17 protein-coding genes are annotated in these 20801 nt (G+C 64.4%); 11 read left to right on the plus strand and 6 right to left on the minus strand.

The genetic code is table 11. From position 1 onward, the window contains the following. The first annotated feature begins 1 nt into the window (after position 1). The 3 genes from ACS7SF_RS27040 (at position 2) to ACS7SF_RS27050 (ending at position 5641) form a co-directional block, all read left to right on the plus strand. Positions 2-3232 carry an error-prone DNA polymerase gene (locus ACS7SF_RS27040; protein WP_439893533.1) on the plus strand — a complete coding sequence of 1077 codons (3231 nt, stop codon included), beginning with the start codon at positions 2-4 and terminating at the stop codon, positions 3230-3232. 547 nt (positions 3233-3779) lie between these two features. Then, the gene (locus tag ACS7SF_RS27045) at positions 3780-4307 is read left to right on the plus strand and encodes a helix-turn-helix domain-containing protein (RefSeq protein WP_439893534.1); all 528 of its coding nucleotides are present in this window, start codon (positions 3780-3782) and stop codon (positions 4305-4307) included. Positions 4308-4456: 149 nt separating this feature from the next. Further along, the gene (locus ACS7SF_RS27050; RefSeq protein ID WP_439893535.1) at positions 4457-5641 is read left to right on the plus strand and encodes an SLC13 family permease; all 1185 of its coding nucleotides are present in this window, start codon (positions 4457-4459) and stop codon (positions 5639-5641) included. On the opposite strand, the gene ACS7SF_RS27055 is transcribed toward ACS7SF_RS27050, so the two are convergent. After that, positions 5638-6471, minus strand: a complete 834-nt coding sequence (locus tag ACS7SF_RS27055) for an aldo/keto reductase (protein ID WP_439893536.1) — start codon at positions 6469-6471, stop codon at positions 5638-5640. The two genes, ACS7SF_RS27050 and ACS7SF_RS27055, sit on opposite strands and share 4 nt — an antisense overlap. Before the next feature lie 129 nt (positions 6472-6600). Between ACS7SF_RS27055 and ACS7SF_RS27060 the strand changes: the two genes are divergently transcribed. After that, positions 6601-7506, plus strand: a complete 906-nt coding sequence (locus tag ACS7SF_RS27060; protein WP_439893537.1) for a LysR family transcriptional regulator — start codon at positions 6601-6603, stop codon at positions 7504-7506. Positions 7507-7560: 54 nt separating this feature from the next. Here the strand turns inward: ACS7SF_RS27060 and fusA are convergent, their stop codons facing one another. Next, a complete protein-coding gene (gene fusA / locus ACS7SF_RS27065) occupies positions 7561-9663 on the minus strand; it encodes an elongation factor G (protein ID WP_439893538.1) in 2103 nt (700 codons plus the stop codon). A gap of 124 nt (positions 9664-9787) precedes the next feature. Next, positions 9788-10519, minus strand: coding sequence for a Crp/Fnr family transcriptional regulator (locus ACS7SF_RS27070; RefSeq protein WP_439893539.1), 732 nt, complete (start codon positions 10517-10519; stop codon positions 9788-9790). A 152-nt stretch (positions 10520-10671) separates the two neighbouring features. Between ACS7SF_RS27070 and ACS7SF_RS27075 the strand changes: the two genes are divergently transcribed. Continuing rightward, positions 10672-11205: a DUF962 domain-containing protein gene (locus ACS7SF_RS27075; RefSeq protein ID WP_439893540.1), complete on the plus strand. Its 534-nt coding sequence runs from the start codon at positions 10672-10674 to the stop codon at positions 11203-11205. 15 nt (positions 11206-11220) lie between these two features. Here ACS7SF_RS27075 and ACS7SF_RS27080 read toward each other — a convergent pair whose 3' ends face one another. Then, positions 11221-12039 carry a crotonase/enoyl-CoA hydratase family protein gene (locus ACS7SF_RS27080; RefSeq protein WP_439893541.1) on the minus strand — a complete coding sequence of 273 codons (819 nt, stop codon included), beginning with the start codon at positions 12037-12039 and terminating at the stop codon, positions 11221-11223. A 21-nt stretch (positions 12040-12060) separates the two neighbouring features. Further along, positions 12061-12399, minus strand: coding sequence for a ferredoxin FdxA (gene fdxA / locus ACS7SF_RS27085; RefSeq protein ID WP_439894493.1), 339 nt, complete (start codon positions 12397-12399; stop codon positions 12061-12063). Between the two features lie 83 nt (positions 12400-12482). Between fdxA and ACS7SF_RS27090 the strand changes: the two genes are divergently transcribed. The 4 genes from ACS7SF_RS27090 (at position 12483) to acnB (ending at position 16541) form a co-directional block, all read left to right on the plus strand. Beyond that, positions 12483-12611, plus strand: a complete 129-nt coding sequence (locus tag ACS7SF_RS27090) for a hypothetical protein (protein ID WP_439893542.1) — start codon at positions 12483-12485, stop codon at positions 12609-12611. A gap of 7 nt (positions 12612-12618) precedes the next feature. After that, positions 12619-13161 (plus strand): TetR/AcrR family transcriptional regulator, encoded by a 543-nt coding sequence (locus tag ACS7SF_RS27095; RefSeq protein WP_439893543.1) that lies wholly within the window; start codon positions 12619-12621, stop codon positions 13159-13161. 197 nt (positions 13162-13358) lie between these two features. Then, on the plus strand, positions 13359-13766 hold the full coding sequence (locus ACS7SF_RS27100; RefSeq protein ID WP_439893544.1) for a VOC family protein: 408 nt from the start codon (positions 13359-13361) through the stop codon (positions 13764-13766). Positions 13767-13955: 189 nt separating this feature from the next. Beyond that, positions 13956-16541 carry a bifunctional aconitate hydratase 2/2-methylisocitrate dehydratase gene (gene acnB / locus ACS7SF_RS27105; RefSeq protein ID WP_439893545.1) on the plus strand — a complete coding sequence of 862 codons (2586 nt, stop codon included), beginning with the start codon at positions 13956-13958 and terminating at the stop codon, positions 16539-16541. Between the two features lie 101 nt (positions 16542-16642). Here the strand turns inward: acnB and ACS7SF_RS27110 are convergent, their stop codons facing one another. After that, complete coding sequence (locus ACS7SF_RS27110; RefSeq protein ID WP_439893546.1) at positions 16643-18364, minus strand: M30 family zinc metallopeptidase; 1722 nt, start codon at positions 18362-18364, stop codon at positions 16643-16645. A 329-nt stretch (positions 18365-18693) separates the two neighbouring features. On the opposite strand from ACS7SF_RS27110, the gene ACS7SF_RS27115 reads away from it, so the two are divergent. Together ACS7SF_RS27115 and ACS7SF_RS27120 are read left to right on the plus strand one after the other, a co-directional pair. After that, a complete protein-coding gene (locus tag ACS7SF_RS27115; protein ID WP_439893547.1) occupies positions 18694-19557 on the plus strand; it encodes a LysR family transcriptional regulator in 864 nt (287 codons plus the stop codon). Positions 19558-19672: 115 nt separating this feature from the next. Continuing rightward, positions 19673-20797, plus strand: coding sequence for a putative 2-aminoethylphosphonate ABC transporter ATP-binding protein (locus tag ACS7SF_RS27120; RefSeq protein WP_439893548.1), 1125 nt, complete (start codon positions 19673-19675; stop codon positions 20795-20797). Positions 20798-20801: the final 4 nt, after the last annotated feature.

Below are 20801 nucleotides of genomic sequence, written 5' to 3' on the forward strand. Positions count from 1 at the left end.
CATGGCTGCGACCACGCCAACGTCCATCCTCCTGCCCGAGTATGCGGAGCTGCATTGCATCAGCAACTTCACGTTCCTGACCGGCGCGTCGCATCCGCACGAGTTGGTGGAGCGTGCCAAGCTGTACGGCTACCAAGCGCTGGCGCTCACGGACGAATGCTCTGTGGCCGGCACCGCGCGCGCACTCGTGGCAGCCAGGGATGAGGAGCTGAAGCTCATCATCGGCAGCCGCTTTACCGTGCGGGACGCGCAAGGCGAACCCTGGCTGCGGCTGGTGCTGCTGGCGCAAGATATCGATGGCTACGGCAACTTGAGCGAGGTCATCACACACGCACGGCTGGCGGCGCCCAAGGGCGAGTACCACCTGCTGGCTGACGATCTGGCCGCACCGCAAGGCGAGCTCGCCCACCTGTGCGGCGTCCCTCGCTGTCTGGCGATCCTGCTACCCGACTACGACCCCGATCCGCAGCATCTGCTGGCCCAGACGCTGTGGTGCCAGCGCGTGTTTGGCGATCGGCTATCGATTGCGTTGGAGATGCCGCTGCGCCATGCGGACGACCGCCATCGCGGCACGGTGGCGGCCGTGTCGGAGCAGACCGATGTACCCATGGTTGCCACCGGTGGCGTGCAGATGCACACGCGCCAGCGCAAGCCCCTGCACGACGTGCTGACGGCCATCCGCCTGTCCAAGCCGCTTGCGGAGTGCGGGCTGGAACTCGCTCCCAGCGCCGAGCAAGCCATGCGCACGCGCATGCAACTCGCGTTCTTCTATCGGGGCAAGCGCGGTGAGCAGGCGTTGCAGCGCTCTGTGGAGCTGGCGCGCCTGTGCACGTTCGAGCTCGACGAGATCGAATACGAATACCCGAGCGAAGTCGTGCCCGAGGGTATGACGCCAGCCCAATACCTGCGGGCCGAAGTGGAGGCGGGTGCTGCTCTGCGCTATCCGAAGGGCATCCCCAGCAAGGTGCGCGAACAGATTGAAGAAGAGCTTGGGCTGATTTCGGAATTGCGTTACGAGCCGTTCTTCCTCACCGTCTATGACGTGGTGAAATTTGCCCGCAGTCAAGAGATTCTCTGCCAGGGGCGTGGTTCGGCGGCCAACTCGGCGGTGTGCTACTGCTTGGGTATTACCGAGGTCAACCCGGAAAGCGGCAACACGCTGTTTGCGCGCTTTCTTTCACGTGCGCGCAACGAGCCGCCCGACATCGACGTCGATTTCGAGCACCAGCGCCGCGAAGTCGTCATCCAGTACATCTACGAAAAATACGGCGTGACGCGCACCGCGCTGGCAGCTGCGCTCATCACCTACCGCACACGCAGCGCATTGCGCGACGTTGGCCGCGCGCTGGGCATCGATCTGGGCATCATCGAGCAGGTGACCAAGGGACAAGCGTGGTGGGACAGCCGCAAGGAGTTCGCTCAGCGCGCCGGGCAGCAGGGGCTGGATCCGGAGTCGCCACTGGTGTTGCGCTGGGCCCAACTGGTAGACCAGCTGCGTGGCTTCCCGCGCCATCTGTCGCAGCACGTGGGTGGGTTCGTGATTGCGCAGGGCAAGCTTTCCCGCCTGGTGCCGATCGAAAACGCGGCCATGGAAAACCGCCGCGTCATCCAGTGGGACAAGGACGATCTTGAATCGCTGCGCCTGTTGAAGGTGGACGTGCTGGCGCTGGGCATGCTCACCGCCGTCCGCCGCACGCTGGATATGGTCGATGCGCTGCCAGGGCGGCGTGAGCACTACGGTGCCGATGGCAAGATCGCCATGCAGAACATCCGCGATGAGGACAAGAAAACCTACGAGATGATTTGCCGCGCCGACACCATCGGCGTATTCCAGATCGAATCGCGCGCACAGCAGTCGATGCTGCCGCGATTGCGGCCCGAAACGTACTACGACTTGGTGATCCAAGTCGCCATCGTGCGCCCTGGGCCAATCCAGGGCGGTATGGTGCATCCGTACCTGCAGCGGCGCGAAGCCGTGCGCAACGGGCAAACCGATTGCGTGACGTATCCCGGCAAGGAGGTGGAGGGCGTGCTCAAGCGCACGCTCGGTGTGCCGATCTTCCAGGAGCAGGTCATGCAGATCGCCATTGACGCGGCGGACTTCACCCCCGATGAGGCCGACCGTCTGCGCCGCGACATGGCCGCCTGGAAGCGCAAGGGCAATCTCACGCAACATCAGGAGCGGTTGCTCCGGGTGATGGTGGAAGAGAAGGGCTATGACCAAGCGTTCGTCAAAGCGCTGTGCGATCAGATGGAAGGCTTTGCCGAATACGGCTTTCCCGAGAGTCACGCCGCTGGCTTTGCCAAGCTGGCCTATATCAGCAGCTACTTGAAGTGCCACGAGCCGGCCGCGTTTTTTGCAGCGCTGCTCAACAGCCAGCCGATGGGGTTCTATTCGCCATCGCAACTGGTACAGGAAGCGCGGCGCAGCCACGTGCGGGTGCTGCCGGTGGACGTCACGACCAGCGAGTGGGACAGCACGTTGCATTCCCGTGCCGACGACGACGGCACCGGGCAACCCGATATCCGCCTCGGTTTCAACCGCATCCGAGGCATGCGTCAACCGGCGGCCGAGCGTATCGAAGCAGCCCGTGCCCAAGCGCCGTTCACCAGCGTCGATGACCTCGCACACCGTGCTGACCTCGATCGCCACGACTTGAACGTGCTGGCGGCCGCCAACGCGCTCAAACCGCTGGCCGGCCACCGCCGGCAGGCGCTATGGCAAACGCTCGCTCTGCAGGAGCCCGGCCACGACCACGCCTTGCTGCGCCAAGCCCGCCCGGTGGAGCCGCCGCTCGTGTTGCCTGCACCGCCCATCGGCGAAGAGGTGTTGGCCGATTACGGCAGCCTGGGTCTGTCGCTGCAAAGCCATCCGGTGAGCCTGCTGCGGGATCGCCTCTCGCGCATGCGCTTTGCCACGGCCGCCACGCTGGCGGGTTACCGCAACGGGCAACTGGCGCGCGCCTGCGGTCTGGTCACCGTGCGGCAGCGGCCTGGCACGGCCAACGGTACGATTTTCGTCTCCATTGAAGACGAAACCGGCGCCATCAACGTCATCCTCTGGCCGCACCTGATCGAGCGCCAGCGCCGGGAAGTGCTGCACGCCCAATTGCTGGGCGTCTACGGCAAATGGCAGTGCGAGCGCGAGACCCGTCACCTCGTCGCCCAGCACTTAGTTGATCTGACCCCACTTCTGGGCCGCCTGGCGACCTCCAGCCGCGACTTCCACTGAGCTTTTTGTCCCGCCGCCAACCGGCCGCCGCGTCACGTCCCGGCACGGCATTTGCGTGACGGAAACCGCGCGCAGTGCCTCGTCCGTGACGTAGGAGGCCCCGACGGTTCTCTCCCGCCGTGCTCTCCTCCGATTGACGGATAGGGCAAGCGCGGATCGACGGATCAGGGTGCAGATGCCACGATTTGCGCTTGATGCATCACAAAAACGGTGCATCAAGCGCAGAAAGCGGCATTTGCGAGGGAACCGACAGCCCGTCGGGCGTGTCACCAAGAGGAGGCATGGCGGGATGCGCTTTCATCACGCGTCAATGTTGGGTGCAGTCGAAATTACGTCTACTCTGTAGAAAACACATCACGGAGGCCGTCACCCAAAACGTGTGCAACGGTGTGCAATCGGCAACGTAACAGGCACGAAAGCGCCGCTGCCACGCCTGTGTATGACCGCGGACAAGGTGCAGCCCACCCGATATCCGCATATTTTCAGCCCATCGCACGGGTCTCCCCGGCCCGGCGGTGTTTCCCATCTCAGGTGCAGGAGCGAACAGATGGAACAGCCCTTCAAGCAGTTGCACAGTCTGCGCAAGTCGCGCAAGCTCAAACAGGAAGATGTGGCCAAGATGGCTGGCATCTCCCGCGAGGCGTATTTGCGCGCGGAATCCGGTCGTGCTGACCCGCGCCTGTCGACGCTGATGGCCGTGGCCGGCGCGCTGGGCCTGGAAGTGGTATTGGCCCCGCGCGAGGCGGTTGCCGAGATCGAACGCGTGATCGCCAGCCACCCGACCCAGCCGCTGTCCGGCAATGCTGGCAGCTCGGACGTCAGTCAAGCGGGTTCGATGGGTGGATCGACTGGCGGTCATGGGCTGGCGGGCCAGTACCGCGGCCCGGAACGCCATCCGCAGTCGGCGTATCACCCGGGCGCTTCGCATAGCCAAGCGGGCCAACAGGGCGCGCCGCATGCCGGCAGCACTGAAGACCGCTCGCGCACGGCCACGTCTGACCGGCCCGGTGCGGGTGGCACGTCGGGCGGCGGTTCGGACCGCCCCGGCTCGGGTTCTGGCTCGCGCGAATCCTGAGCCAAGCCACCGGCCTTTGATCGGGCGCGCCCAGCAGGCGTGCCCGGTCTGCGATTGAGCGCCGGAGGCCGGCGCACGTACAATCCGCCGGGCAAACCGCGCTCGGTTGGTTTGTGCGCGCCCGCGCCAACGTTTCCTTTTTTGTCTCTATGCACGGCGATCCGCCTCGCTCGCGCACGGCAGAAGCCGTGTCGCCTTCTTCTTCCGCGTCTGCCGCGCATTCCCACTCGCCGTTCTGGCACAACCTCAAGCAGGACGTTTTTTTCTGGTCGCTGCTGGCGATTTGCGGCGCGCTTACGCTCGTGGCGCCGCGGCGAATTCCCGAGTATCCGAGCTTGGTGGACTGGCACACCATCGCCGCGCTGGCCGGGTTGCTGATTCTGACCAAGGCGGTCGAAGCCAGCGGGATGCTGCAACTGCTCGGTAGGCGCCTCGTCGAGGTGGTCAGTAGCCAGCGTGTGCTGGCGCTCAGCCTGGTTGCAGCTTCGGCGGTGCTCTCGACGGTGCTGACCAACGATGTGGCGCTGTTCGTGATCGTGCCGCTGACCGTGAGCCTGCGAGAAGTGGCGAAGCTGCCGGTGTCGCGTCTTGTGATATTCGAGGCGCTGGCGGTCAATGCTGGTTCTGCGCTCACGCCGATCGGCAATCCGCAGAACCTCTTCTTGTGGCACCAATCGGGGCTGTCGTTTGGGGCGTTTGTCTGGCAGATGGCGCCGATGGTGGTGCTGTTGATGGCTTTGCTACTGGCGCTGACGTGGCTGGCGTTTTCGTCGCAAGAGATTCATCTGCATGCCGAGGCCGACGACGTAGAGCTGCACAAGCGCCTGCTCTTGCCAGCGCTGGTGCTGTACGTGCCGTTCCTGGTGTTGACCGATTTGGGGCACCCGCTGGCGGCCGCAGCGGGGTTGATCGTGCTGTACCTCGTCGGCGCACGCTATGTGCTGGCACGCGTGGATTGGGGCTTGCTGCTGGTGTTCGTGCTCATGTTCATCGACCTGCGGCTGGTGGCGCAGCTTGGTGTCGTGCGGCAGGCACTGGATGCGCTGGCGTTGAGTAACCCGATGCACCTGTACTGGGCGGGCATTGGCGTATCGCAGTTCATCAGCAACGTGCCGGCGGCGATTTTGCTGGCTGAGTATTCACACGACTGGCCCATCATTGCCTTTGCCGTGAGCGTGGGTGGTTTTGGTACGCTGATCGGCTCCTTGGCCAACCTGATCGCGTTGCGCATGCTGGGCGACCGGCGTGCCTGGTGGGTGTTTCACGCATACTCGATGCCGTTCCTGGTCGCTGCGGCGGGCATCGTGTACGCGTGGCTTAGGTGGTTGCGTTAGGCCGACACGACATCCCAATCCGGCGCGAAGGCGGGTTGCACGTAGCGCAGCGTCTTGGGCAGCGCGGCAATGGCGGCGCGGTCGGCGTCGTCCAGGCGCAGGCGTAGTGCATCGAGATTCGCTTGCTGGCTTGCGCGCCGCTGGGCTTTGGGGATGGCGATGACGTCGGGCTGATCCATCAGCCACGCAATGGCCACTTGCGATGCCGATACGCCGTACTTATCGCCGATGGCCTGTAGCGTGGCGTCTTGTGCCGCGCGACCCTGCGCCAGCGGCGCGTAGGCGGTGAGCGGGATCCCCTTGCCACCGAGATAGCCCAACAGTGCGGATTGATCCAGAAACGGGTGGTATTCCACCTGCACGCAGGCCAGCGGCGCGCCGACCGTGTCGATCGCAGCTTTGAGCATCGGCAGGGTGAAATTGCATACGCCGATGGCCCGTACGCGGCCGCTTTCGCGCAGCGCCATCATGGCGTCCATCGTTGCTGCCATGTCCATGTCGGGCGCCGGCCAGTGGACGAGGTACAAATCGACGTAATCCAGCTTCAATTTGGCAAGGCTGCGCTCCAGCGCCTGCGGAATGGCGCGCGGCGCGAGCTGGTCGTGCCAGACCTTGGTGGTGACGAAGACCGCATCGCGCGGCAGACCCGATGCCGCGATGGCTGCGCCCACGGCATCTTCGTTGGCATACATGGCGGCGGTGTCGATATGCCGGTAGCCGAGCGCCAGCGCGCTCTCGACCACGGGCTGACATTCGTTGTTCGGCACGCGGAATGTACCGAGCCCCAGGCGGGGGATGGAAACACCTTGCGTATGTACGACTTGCTGCATTTGTGGCTCCTTTGGGTTGCCGGAAGAGTGGACGCCATGGTGCCGACTGCCGATCTTTGAATAAAGTGCGTACCATGCAAATCATTCGTGAAAAAACTCTCGCAATGATTTCGTGCAAAAAGGCGTGGCATGACATTCGATGGGCAATTGTTCTCCGGCATCACGCTGCTGGCCGCCGTGGCGGAAAGCGGCAGTTTTGTACGCGCGGCCGATGCGCTGGGGTTATCGCCGTCGGGGGTGAGCCGTGCGGTCAGCCGGCTGGAGGCGCGCATCGGCGTGCGCCTGATCGAGCGGACCACGCGTTCGCTCACGCTCACGGACGAGGGCCGACGCCTCTATGAGCAAGTCAGCCCTCACCTGACGGGCATCGCTGATGCCGCGGCGATGGCCTCGGGTGCAGTTGGCGCGGTGCAGGGCCGATTGCGGGTGAACGTCGATCCGTTTTTCTCGCGGATGGCGCTGGCGACGCCGGTGGCGGGTTTTCTGGAGCGCCATCCTGATCTGTCGCTGGAGCTCATCATGCGCGACGACGTGGGCGATCTGGTGGCGGATGGGTTTGATCTGGCGATCCGTTTTGGTCCGCCGCCGGTGGGCTCGTTCCTGGCGCGCAAGCTGGTGGAGACGCGCATCATCACCGTAGCGTCGCCAGGCTATATCGCCAAGCATGGGCAACCCGCGCACCCGCGCGACGTGCCATCACACGAGCGCATCCTGTTCTACAACCCGGTGACGGGGCGGCCTTACGAGTGGGAGTTCTGGCGTGGCGCCGAGCGCATCGAGCTCCGGCCTGCCGGGCGGTTGATGGTCTCGGACGTGCGCACGATGCACGCGGCTTGCGTGGCGGGGGCGGGCATTGCTCAGGTGATGGCGCTGGGTACGGAAGAACTGCGGCGCAGCGGCCAACTCGTCGACCTGTTTCCTGACTGGCCGGATGAGCGCTTTGCGTTGTATGCGCTGTATCCGTCGCGGCGCTATCTGCCGGCCAAGGTGCACGCGTTCATCGATTTCTGCGTCGAGAACCTGCCGGCGGGTTAGCCCCGGAAGCACCGCGGCCGCACGAGGCGGCCGCAGCGGATACAGAAAACAGCGTCAGACCTTCTTGGCCGAGATCACCGCTTCAGACACATTGCGCGGCGCCTCCGCGTAGTGCTTGAACTCCATCGTGTACGTCGCGCGGCCTTGCGTGGCGGAGCGCAGCGCGGTGGAGTACCCGAACATCTCAGCCAGCGGCACCTCGGCCTTGACGATCTTGCCGCCGCCGCCCGCAATGTCTTCCGTGCCTTGCACCATGCCGCGCCGGGAAGACAAGTCCCCCATCACGTTGCCCATGTAGTCCTCAGGCGTTTCCACTTCCACGTGCATCATCGGCTCAAGCAGGATCGGGCCGGCCTTGCGCATCGCATCCTTGAAGGCCATCGAGCCCGCCATGCGGAACGCGTTTTCGTTCGAGTCCACGTCGTGGTATGAGCCGAAGGTCAAGCGCACCTTCACGTCCACCACCGGATAGCCGGCCAGTACGCCGGTGTTGAGTGTGTCGCGGATGCCCTTGTCCACCGCCGGGATGAACTCGCGTGGGATCACGCCCCCCTTGATCTCGTCGATGAACTCGTAGCCCTTTTCTGGGTTCGGCTCCAGCGTGATGACGGCATGGCCGTACTGGCCGCGCCCGCCCGACTGCTTGACGAACTTGCCTTCGACGTCTTCGGCGGCCTTCTTGATGGTTTCGCGGTAGGCCACCTGCGGCTTGCCAACCGTGGCTTCCACGCCAAACTCGCGCTTCATGCGATCGACCAGAATTTCCAGGTGCAACTCGCCCATGCCCGAGATGATCGTCTGGCCGGATTCCTCATCCGTCTTCACGCGGAACGACGGGTCTTCCTGCGCCAGGCGGTTCAGGGCGATGCCCATCTTTTCCTGGTCAGCCTTCGTCTTGGGCTCCACGGCCTGGCTGATGACGGGCTCGGGGAATTCCATGCGCTCGAGCACGATCACGTGTTCTGGATCGCACAGCGTTTCGCCAGTCGTCACGTCTTTCAGGCCCACGGCGGCGGCAATGTCGCCGGCCAGCACTTCCTTGATCTCTTCGCGCTGGTTGGCGTGCATCTGCAGGATGCGGCCCAGGCGTTCCTTCTTCTGCTTGACCGAGTTGTAAACCGTGTCGCCCGAATTGATCTTGCCCGAGTACACGCGGAAGAACGCGAGCTGGCCGACAAACGGGTCGGTCATGATCTTGAAGGCGAGCGCGGAGAACGGCTCGCTGTCGCTCGGATGGCGCTCCAGCGGCTCGTCCTTCTCGCCGTGGCCAACGATGGCGGGAATGTCCACCGGCGAGGGCAGGTAGTCGACCACCGCATCGAGCATGGCCTGCACGCCCTTGTTCTTGAAGGCCGAGCCGCACAGCATCGGCACGATCTCGCCTCTGATCGTGCGTTCGCGCAGCGCGCGCTTGATCTCTGCCTCGGTCAGCTCTTCGCCACTGAGGTATTTGTTGAGCAGCTCTTCATCTGCCTCGGCTGCGGCTTCGACCATCTTTTCGCGCCATTCCTGCGCGGTGGCCAGCAGCGCCGGGTCGATGTCGGTGTACTCGAACTTCACACCCTGCGAGGCATCGTCCCACAGGATCTCTTTCATCTTGACGAGGTCAACCACGCCGCGAAAACCGTCTTCCGCGCCGACCGGAATCTGGATCGGCACCGGGTTGCCTTTGAGGCGCTCGCGCATCTGGCGCTCAACGCGGAAGAAATCCGCGCCGATGCGGTCCATCTTGTTGACGAACGCAATGCGCGGCACCTTGTACTTGTTGGCCTGGCGCCAGACGGTTTCCGACTGCGGCTGCACGCCGCCCACGGAGTCGTAGACCATGCAGGCGCCATCCAGCACGCGCATGGAGCGTTCCACCTCGATGGTGAAATCCACGTGGCCCGGGGTATCGATGATGTTGATGCGGTGTTCCGGGTAGTTGCCGGCCATGCCGCGCCACATGCAGTGCGTGGCCGCCGACGTGATGGTGATGCCCCGTTCCTGCTCCTGCTCCATCCAGTCCATCGTGGCCGCGCCGTCATGCACCTCGCCAATCTTGTGGTTGACCCCGGTGTAGAACAGGATGCGCTCGGTCGTGGTGGTTTTGCCGGCGTCGATGTGCGCCGAGATGCCGATGTTGCGATAGCGCTCGATGGGGGTCTGGCGGGGCATGATGGTTCTCTTCGAGAAAGACTCGCATCGCCGTCTCCACACCATGCGAAGGGCGAATGTGCGAGTGGGAACACATTATAGGATTTGTCCTATCTGACCGCATGTAGGGGTATTGGATGAAATTTCACCCCCGGCCGATTGTATGAGCCAGTGCCTGCAGGCCTTCAAGGTCCAGTAACTCGATCTCCCCATAGGCCAGTTTGAGGATGCCACGCGCCTGCAAATCTTTCAGCACCTGGTTGACGGTCTGGCGGGACAGCGCCAGCAACTGCGCCAGCTGCTCCTGCGGCACGCGCAGCACGCGGCGAGTGCCCAGGCGCAGGTCGCCATAGCCTTCGGCCATGAGTAGCAGGCGACGGGCCACGCGCACGGGGGCGGGCAGCAGGGCGGTTTCTTCCAGCACGGTAAAAGTCAGGCGCAGCTTGTGGGTGAGCAGCAGGGCGAAAGCGTGCAACAACGCCGGGTTGGCCTCCAGCAAAGCAATGAGGGCGGCTTGCGGCATGTGCAGCAAGGTTGCAGCGGTATCCGCGCTGGCGTCATGCGTGCGCGGCTGGCGGTCAAATACGCCGATCTCGCCAAACCAATTGACGGGCTCCAACACGGCCAGCAAGGCTTCACGCCCGTCTGCGCTGGTGGCGCCGATGCAGATCGTGCCTTCCACCACGCAGTACAGGCCATCCGGCGGGGCGCCGCGCCGGAACAGCACTTCGCCGGCACGCAGTCGGCGCACGGTGGCAATGGCGATCAACGCGTCTTGCAATGATGTTTCCAGCGAGCCGAACCAGCTGCTGGCATGCAGGCGTTCGCGGTATGGCGCGACGTCGGATGCGGCGGATGACGTAATCGGGTGATCCATGGGGCGTTGCTGGGGCGGAGAGGTGGCCTCGGGCGGCCAATTTGTCGGCTATGCGACAGAGCGCAGTGCGATCCACTGACTAGGATGAAAGGATCATAACGAGCGGAAAACGGCAGCGTCCATGCTGCAAACGCACAAAATAGGAGCCCACCATGCGTACCCTGTCGGACCACCTTTCCAACTACGCCGCGTATCACCAGGATGGCCGCAATATCGCCACGCACTTTGTTGGCATTCCGGCCATTGTGCTGGCGGTGGCGATCTTGCTGTCGCGGCCTGTGCTGGCGGACTTCGGCGGTGTAGCGGTGACGCCCGCGCTCATCCTCCTGGCGGCGGTGACGGTGTTCTACCTGCGTCTGGACGCGGCGTTCGGCGTGGTGATGTTTGCGTTGATCGGCGCCTGCGTGTGGGTGGGGGGCCATGTGGCGGGGCACTCAACGGCGGCGTGGCTGTCGGCCGGCCTGGGCCTGTTCGTGATCGGCTGGATCATCCAGTTTGTCGGCCACTATTACGAGGGGCGCAAACCGGCGTTTGTGGACGATCTGGTCGGGCTGGTGATTGGCCCGCTATTTCTGGTGGCGGAGACGGCGTTTGCGATGGGCTTGCGTGCAACGTTGCGCGATGAGGTGGTGAGCCGCGCGCGTGCCATGCGTGCGGCTTTGGCCGGCAAGCCCGCTGTCGCCTGAGTGCGTCGCCTGCGCTTAGTTGTCTGTCGCGGCCGGTTGAAAGACCGGTGCGCGATTCTCCATCGCGGCAACCACTGCCTCACGCTGGTTGGCGCCACCGATCAAGCGGTCCTGCTCGACCGATTCCGCCAGCAGAATGGCGGCGGTGTCGCCGTCTTCGGCAACACGCAGCAGGCGTTTGGCGGCGCGAATGGCATCGGGGCTCTTTTGTGCGATCTCGCGTGCTGCAGCCAGTGCCGCCGCGCGCGGATCGTCCACCACCTGCGTGGCCAAGCCTAGGGCGCAGGCCTCTTCGCCGTTGACGACGCGGCCGCTGTAGATCAGCTCGCGTAGCCGGTCCGGGCGAACCAGTCCGCGCGCGAGTGCCATGCCGCCCATGTCAGGTACCAGGCCCCACTTGATTTCCATCACGGACAGCCGCGTGTCGGCGCGCACGTAGCGTACATCCGCGCCCAGGGCAATCTGCAGGCCGCCGCCGTAAGCGACGCCGTGCACGGCTGCCAACACAGGTACCGGCAGATCGCGCCAGATGGTGCACGCGTACTGCGGCAGATTGGCTGCACCATGCGTGCGCTTGGCGAGGCGGCCGCCGGCAATTTCTGCTCCTGCGTTGTTGCCCAGGCTCGCCATGCTGGCCATGTCGAGCCCGGCGCAGAAGGCGCGGCCCTCGCCGGACAGCACCACGGCGCGCAGGTCCGGCTCATGCATCAAGCGCGTGCCCGTGGCGACGAGCGCCTCGAACATGGCCGGGTCGATGGCGTTCATCTTGTCCGGCCGATTGAGCCAGACTTCAGCGACACCAGCGTCGATGCTGAGCAGGATGCGTTCGGTCATGAGGGGTTCCGTGTGGAGGCGTTATTCGGTGCTGATGACCAAGGCATCGCGCTTGTCTTTGACCTGCGCCCAGTGCGCATGGTCGGGCAGTGGCGGCTCCATCTGGGTCAGGCGGGGCCAATCGGCGCGGCGTGAGAGTTGCGCGTTCAAAGCAATGAACTCCTGCTGATCTGCCGGCACTTCTGCCGCCGGATAGATCGCGCCCACCGGGCATTCGGGCACGCAGATCGAGCAGTCGATGCATTCATCCGGGTCGATGACGAGGAAGTTGGGCCCGGCGTGGAAGCAGTCCATCGGGCAGACGGCCACGCAGTCGGTGTACTTACATTGGATGCAGGATTGGGTGACGACGTACGGCATAGCGGTGCGGAGCATTCGAAATTTGTTCAAAATTATGCCGTATCGATTTGAACCTCGACTGGAGCAAGGTGTGCACCGCTTGAATGACTGCCGACAACCACTGCCGACCGCGTACGCAGTTGCCTCATCCGTTCACGCTTCTCTCGCATGAATTCAAGGTCGCCACGTACGACGCTGCGGCCCAGGAAAGCGCCCAGCCAGTCTCGTTCTGAGGAAACGGTGGCCGTCATCATCGAGGCGGCGGCGCAGGTTCTGGAGATGGACGGGTTCGAGGGGTTCAATACCAACGCGGTGGCCCGGCGAGCGGGTGTCAGCATCGGTTCGCTTTATCAATATTTCCCCGGCAAGGATGCGCTCACGGCGGCCCTCATCCGGCGTGAGAAGGCGCGCTTCAAAGACGACATCGCCGCGGCGCTGGCCATGCGTAGCGGCAAGGCGGCGTTGGCGGCGTTGCTGCAGGCGTCGGTGCGGCAACAGTTGCAGCGCCCGGTGCTGGCCAAGCTGCTCGACATGGAAGAGGGGCGCCGCCCCATCTTGCGTGAAGAGGCGGATGACGCCGACCTTGAGGCGCTCGCCGGCGCGATCGTGCGACGTGCCGCGCCTCGGCATCCGCAACCGCAAGTGGCTGCGGATGACCTGTTCGCCATGATTCGCGGCATGGTCGACGCGGCAGGTGAGCGTGGCGAACGCGATGTTGACGATCTGGAGCGCCGCGTCGGCGCCGCCGTGTTCGGCTATCTGGCCAGAACGGGCCGGCGCTAAACGAGGCTTGGCCGTCAGCAATGTGAGCAAGCGAGTTCGGCAAGGCCAGCATCACGCTGCAAACCGAGCTGCGGTAAGGGTTTGCGGGCAACGCGCGGCCTGGCTCGATGCGAGTTGTTGGGTGTGGGCTTTGGCCAATATTCTGACGTCGTCAGGCGGTTACGGCATCGGGCCACCGCCACCAACAGAGAACGACGATGACTGCCATCACTCAACGCATGAAGCTCAATCACCTGAGCTTTCCATCGGCCGACGCCCTCGCAACGGCCCAATTCTTCGAGCGTCACCTGGGTTTCACGCTCGCCGGCATGTGGGAAAAGTCCTGCATCCTCAAGCGAGCCGGCTTTGATGTTGTGATCGACCATGTCAATGGCGAGGCGCCGGACTGGCCCCGGAATTTCCACGTCGGCTTTGAGCTGCCGAGCCTGGACGCCGTGCGGGAATTGCACACGCGGTTCCAGGCAGAGGGCGTGAAGATGGAAACCGATGTGTTCAACAATGGCCGCGGGTCGCGTTTCTTCTGCCGCGCGCCGGGCGGGGTCATGTTTGAGCTGAATACGCGCTCGGATGCCGCCCCGGAATATCAGGGGACCTTTGACGATTGAGTGACGGCGGGGCGGCTGGGGCAGGCCCGGCGGAGGGCTGTCCGAGGGTGAGTCTTATATAAGATATAAGACATTTGACGTTGTGTGGGCATTGCGATTAAAATCGCGCCCACGCAGCGCCCGTGGTCCGCCTCGGGGTGCCAGAAACCAGAAAGCCTTCCCCAGTAACGTCATCTCAGCAGGTCTTCCATGCTTGAAAATTATCGCGCTCACGTGGCCGCTCGCGCCGCGCTCGGTATTCCCCCGTTGCCGCTGACGGCTCAACAGACCGCCGAACTGGTCGAACTGCTGACCAACCCGCCCGCTGGCGAAGAGCAGACCCTGGTCGACCTGATCACCCACCGCGTGCCGGCAGGCGTGGACGAAGCCGCCCGCGTGAAGGCCGGCTTCCTGGCCGCCGTGGCCAAGGGCGAAACCGCCTGCGCGCTGATTTCGCGTGCCCACGCCACCGAACTGCTCGGCACGATGCTGGGCGGCTACAACATCCAGCCGCTGATCGAGCTGCTGTCCGATGAAGCCGTCGCCGCTGTCGCCGCCGACGCACTGAAGAAAACCCTGCTGATGTTCGACCAGTTCCACGACGTGAAGGAACTGGCCGACAAGGGCAACGTGCACGCCAAGGCCGTGCTGCAAAGCTGGGCCGACGCCGAATGGTTCACCAGCCGTCCGGAAGTGCCGGAAAGCCTGACCATCACCGTGTTCAAGGTGACGGGCGAAACCAACACCGACGACCTGTCGCCGGCCCCGGACGCCACCACCCGCCCGGACATCCCGATGCACGCGCTGGCGATGCTGAAGAACGCACGCCCCGGCATCACGCCGGAAGAAGACGGCAAGCGCGGTCCAGTCAAGTTCATCGAATCGCTGAAGGAAAAGGGTCACCTGGTTGCCTACGTGGGCGACGTGGTCGGCACCGGCTCCTCGCGCAAGTCGGCCACCAACTCGGTGCTGTGGTTCACCGGCGAAGACATTCCGTTCGTCCCGAACAAGCGCTTCGGCGGCGTGTGCCTCGGCGGCAAGATCGCCCCGATCTTCTACAACACGATGGAAGACGCCGGCGCGCTGCCGATCGAACTCGACGTGTCGCAGATGGAAATGGGCGACGTCGTCGAGCTGCGCCCGTACGAAGGCAAGGCGCTGAAGAACGGCGCCGTGATCGCCGAATTCCAGGTCAAGTCCGACGTGCTGTTCGACGAAGTGCGCGCCGGCGGCCGCATTCCGCTGATTATCGGCCGTGGCCTGACCGCCAAGGCGCGTGAAGCGCTTGGCCTCGCGCCGTCGACGCTGTTCCGCCTGCCGCACCAGCCGGCCAACAGCGGCAAGGGCTTCTCGCTCGCGCAGAAGATGGTCGGCCGTGCATGCGGTCTGCCGGAAGGCCAGGGCGTGCGTCCGGGCACGTACTGCGAACCGAAGATGACCTCGGTCGGCTCGCAAGACACCACGGGCCCGATGACCCGCGACGAACTGAAGGACCTCGCGTGCCTCGGCTTCTCGGCCGACCTCGTCATGCAGTCGTTCTGCCACACCGCCGCCTATCCGAAGCCGGTGGACGTGAAGACGCACCAAACGCTGCCGAACTTCATCAGCACGCGCGGCGGTATCGCGCTGCGCCCGGGCGACGGCGTGATTCACTCGTGGCTGAACCGCATGCTGCTGCCCGACACCGTCGGCACCGGCGGCGATTCGCACACGCGCTTCCCGATCGGCATCAGCTTCCCGGCAGGCTCGGGCCTGGTCGCCTTCGCGGCCGCCACCGGCACGATGCCGCTGGACATGCCGGAATCGGTGCTGGTCCGCTTCAAGGGCAAGATGCAGCCGGGCGTCACGCTGCGTGACCTCGTCAACGCGATCCCGCTGTACGCGATCAAGCAAGACATGCTGACGGTCGCCAAGCAAGGCAAGAAGAACATCTTCTCGGGCCGCATCCTCGAAATCGAAGGCCTGCCCGATCTGAAGGTCGAGCAAGCGTTCGAACTGTCGGATGCGTCTGCCGAGCGTTCGGCCGCCGGTTGCACGGTGCACCTGAACAAGGAACCGATCATCGAATACCTGAACAGCAACATCACGCTGCTCAAGTGGATGATCGCGCAGGGTTACCAGGACGCCCGCAGCCTGCAACGCCGCATCAAGGCGATGGAAGCTTGGCTGGCTGATCCGCAACTGCTGCAACCGGATGCCGACGCTGAGTACGCTGCCGTCATCGAGATCGATCTGGCTGACATCCACGAGCCGATCGTCGCTTGCCCGAACGATCCGGACGACGTGAAGACGCTGTCCGACGTAGCCGGCGCCAAGATCGACGAAGTGTTCATCGGCTCGTGCATGACCAACATCGGCCACTTCCGTGCCGCATCGAAGCTGCTGGAAGGCAAGCGCGACATTCCGGTCAAGCTGTGGGTGGCACCGCCGACCAAGATGGACCAGAAGCAGCTGACGGAAGAAGGCCACTACGGCGTGTTCGGCACGGCCGGTGCGCGCACCGAAATGCCGGGCTGCTCGCTGTGCATGGGTAACCAGGCTCAGGTGCGCGAAGGCGCAACGGTCATGTCGACGTCGACGCGTAACTTCCCGAACCGTCTGGGCAAGAACACGAACGTGTACCTCGGCTCGGCGGAACTGGCGGCGATCTGCTCGCGTCTGGGCAAGATCCCGACCAAGGAAGAGTACATGGCCGACATGGGCGTGCTCACCGCCAACGGCGACAAGATCTACCAGTACATGAACTTCGACCAGATCGAAGACTTCAAGGAAGTGGCCGACACCGTGCAGATGTAAGCACGCAGTCGAGCTACGGCGAGTTAGCCTCGCCGTAGCGACAAAGCAAAGCGCCGCAGGTGGAATGCCTGCGGCGCTTTTTTTATGCTTCGTGAGGCGACTCAGTTAGCGATGATCGACACGGTGGAATTGGCCGGTACCGTAATCGTTTCGGCATACGTGCCGACCTTGAAGCCGCGTGCGACCGGGAACTGGCCGAAGCCTTGCAGCGTGGCCGGTACGGAACTCGGCATCGTACGCTGGCCACTGTAGTTCTGGCCGTTGATGGCGAGAATCGAGAAGCCGCTGTCCGAGCGCGCCGGATACGCGAAGCCGGCCGGGCTGCCCGGCACCGGCAACAGCGCCGCCGCCGTGCCCCAGCGGCCCACGGCATCGCCGAGGCCCGCGCCGCCGCCGGCCTGGATGGCGTTGCTCAGCATCGTGGCCGAGTCGGTGGATGAGAAGTTCTGCAGCAGGTTCGTGTAATACGCAATGCCGTACTGGCGCAGCAGGAAGCCGCCCAGGCTGCCCGAGATCGGATACCCCGGGCACGACGCGCTGAGCGATGGGTCGAACGCCGTCAGCGAGCAGTCATAGGCGCTTTGGAGCCAGGCCGGGAAGCGGCTGTCGCGCACGTTGTTGAAACTCGGGTCGATCTGGCTGGAGAGCACGTCTTCCATCGTCATGGCCGTCATTTCTTCCAGCCACGTGCCATACATATATTGCGAGCCGTGCAGCACGCCACGCTGGTAGAAGTTGGCCATGTGCGTGAACTCGTGGCCCAGCGTGGAGACCACGGTGTTGAGGCCCGACGTACCGCCCAGGTAAATGGTTTCCGAATCCACGTACAACGACAGCGACTGGTTCGACAGCGGCTGTGCGCTGGTCGTGAAGTTGTTGCGCGCCCAGAAATAGCCCACGCGGCCATAGGCCTGACCATCGGGCTGGATGTTGAGCACGACGATGTCGAGCGCCTGGTTCGGATCGATCAGGCTGGCGGAGCTGGAATAGTTGCCCCACGGCTGGCCCACCAGCGAGGTCGCCAGCGAATAAACCGACTGGCCGCCCGACGCAAACTTGGTCACCAGCGTGTTGATGATGCCGTCGGAAATCTTGCTGCTGCCGTATTCCGAGTCCTGCACCCACAGGTTAACGATGCGGCCGTCCGTGGCGGTGGTCTGCTGGTGCAGCGTTGCCGAGATGACGACGGCGGTGCCGTCCGGCTGCTGGTGGTTCCACGAGCGCTGTGCGCCGACAGCCGGCACCGATTGCGGACGCAGCACCGTGCTGTTGGACGTGCTCTGCGTTTTGAGCCCGCTGGTGCCTGGCGCGGCGCCGGTGGCATAACCGTCCAGTGCGTGCGCGTTGAAATCGGACAGCTGGCGATCAAACGCGGCATTGCTGTCATTGCCCGCCACGTCCGCAGCCGGCTTGGCCACCGATGCGCCGGTGTTGTTCGACAGGATGGAGAGCGACACCGACGGCATCGGCTGTGCGGCCGCCCCTTGGTTGGTGTAGACCAGCGTGACGTTCTGGCCGGTGAGCCCGGCGATCGACACATTCACCGTGCCGGCCGTGCCACCCGTATTCGTTGCCTGCCACACGCCCACGCCGGAGCCGGCGTAGGTGTTGCCCAGGGCGCCGCAGCCACTGCCGCTGCATGCCGGTGCCAGGGTGATGTTGGACGCCGTGCTTTGCGTAGCGGCGGGTGCCGCCCCCGAACTGCTGCTGCCACCGCCACCACCACAGGCTGACAGCGTGCCTGCTGCTGCCACCATCATTGCGACGGTCCACTGCTTCTTAAACGAGCGCTTGCCGCGCACGTTGCTGCTGATGCGTTCCATCCACTTCTCTCCAAATCCCCAAAACCGAAACCCGCGCGCGGTCGGCTCGTGACTGTGGCGCGCGAATGGATTCTGGCGGCGGGGTGATGAATTCGATCCGTGGAAATAAAGGGCCGGCGGCCTCCAATTCCCCACGATTCGGGGGTGCGCAGCATTTGCGTTGGCGAAAAGGTTGAAAAAGTCGTAGCCGCAGGATGTAGATGCGGAAAATGGACGAGAGCCGGCCCGCGCACATGGAAGGCAGTGGTGGGGCGCTCCGCTAGAATGGGCCGCGTTTGCGCACATTGCGCTCATTGGCACCGCCTCGGTGCTCCATTCGCCACCCGCCAATGCTCGTCGCGCAGCTCAAATCCTTCTTCATGGTCGCCCGCCTGGGCAGCATCACGCTGGCCGCCAAGCAGCTCGGTTTGTCTCAGCCGACCGTGACTTCGCAGATCCGCGCGCTGGAAGAGGCTTACGGTGTGGAGCTGTTCTACCGCGGCGGGCGACGGCTGGCGCTGTCGGATGCAGGCGTGCGGCTGATGCCGCTGGTCGACCAGCTCGTGCGTCAGGAAACCGAGATCGACTTCTTCCTGCGCAATTCCGGCGATATGGGCGCGGGCCACCTGCGCATTGGCGCCACCGCCCCGTATTACGTGCTCGATATCGTTGACCGCTTCTGCAAAAGCCACCCTGGCATCGACGTGAGCATCGAGGCGGGCAACTCCGTGCAGATGCTGGATGCGCTGCAGGAATACCGTGTGGACGTGGCCTCGTCGTCGCAGCGGGTGGACGACGCGCGGTTTCTGCGCATTGAGCTGGCGCGTGATCCGCTGGTGCTGGTGGTGCATCGCAGCCACCCGCTGGCCGCGCAGACCACGGTGCCGGTGGCAGCGCTGTCACAATGCCGGCTGCTGGTGCGCGAGGTGGGTTCCACCACCCGTGCCATGACCGAAACCATGATGGCGCAGGCGGGTGTGACCGCGGCGTCCACCGTGGAAATCGGCAGCCGTGAATCCATCCGCGAGGCCATCATGCGCAACCTGGGCGTCAGCGTAATTGCCCGCCAGGAGGTGCCCAGCCACCCGGACCTGCGCGTGCTGCCGTTTGAGGGCGGGGCGCCGGAGTTGAGCGAGTACCTCTATTGCCTGCAGGACCGCCGCGAGGCGCGGCTCATTGCGGCCTTCCTGAGGGAAGTCCGCCCGGTGGCGTAGTCCGCGCAACCCAAATCTGGAAATGCGCACATTGGCGCTTTTGGGGTAACTGCCACATGCGGTACATGTCCGCTGGCTACAGTGGCCAGCGTTTTCGCTACCGCCCCCGCTGCCAGTGTCCATACCCCAGCCTGCCATTGACCCGACGTCGGGTTTCGCCACGCCGTTTTTGTCCGTGCGGCAAGTTACGCGCCGCTTTGGCGCAGGGGCTACCACCTTCACCGCGCTCGACAGTGTCTCGCTGGATGTGGCGCAGGGTGAATTCGTCTGCTTGCTTGGGCCCTCGGGCTGTGGCAAGACGACCTTGCTGCGCATCATCGCGGGGCTGGAAGCGCAGGACGGCGGCCAGATCATCGCCGGCGGCCGCGATATCTCGAACCTCGCGCCGCGTGAGCGCGACTACGGCATCGTCTTCCAGTCGTACGCGCTGTTTCCCAACCTGACGGTTGCGCAGAACGTTGCCTACGGTCTCGACACGCGCAACGGCAACCGGGCACGCGTGCACGAACGGGTGTCGGAGATGCTGGCGCTGGTCGGCCTGGCCGGCAGCGAAGCCAAGTACCCATCGCAGCTCTCGGGCGGACAGCAACAGCGTGTGGCACTGGCCCGCGCGCTGGCGCCCGCGCCGTCACTGCTGCTGTTGGATGAGCCGATGTCGGCGCTGGACGCCCAGGTGCGCGAACACCTGCGCACCGAGCTGCGTCGCCTGCAGCGCAAGCTGAACGTCACCACGCTGATGGTCACGCACGACCAGGACGAGGCCATGGCGATGGCCGATCGCATTGCGGTCATGTCCAACGGCCGCATCGAACAGACGGGCGCTCCGGCAGACATCTATGCGCGCCCGGCCACGGCGTTCGTTGCCGGATTTGTCGGGCAAGCCAACTGGCTGCCGCTGGAGCGCACAGAAGACGGCACGCCCACGCTGGCAGGCCAGCCGCTGCAACTGGATCCTGCTTGTGCGGATACGGCATCGACCCAGGGCCGTCTGTTCTGCCGCCCGGAAGCGGTGACGCTGAACCCCGACGACAACGCCCCCAATCGCCATCTCGCCCGCGTTGTCGACCAGATCTACCTGGGTAGCCGCACGCGCGTGACATTGGCCATCGACGGGCTGATCGACGCGCCGGTCGTTGCCGAAGTGGCATCGGGCACGCTGGCCCGCGATCTGGGTGACAGCAAATTGTGGATCGCGCTGGAGCGCAACGGCCTGCGGCTGTATCCGCACGACCGTGCCTGAGGTG

The organism is Ralstonia sp. 25C (assembly GCF_051904805.1).
In the GTDB taxonomy this organism is placed as follows: domain Bacteria; phylum Pseudomonadota; class Gammaproteobacteria; order Burkholderiales; family Burkholderiaceae; genus Ralstonia.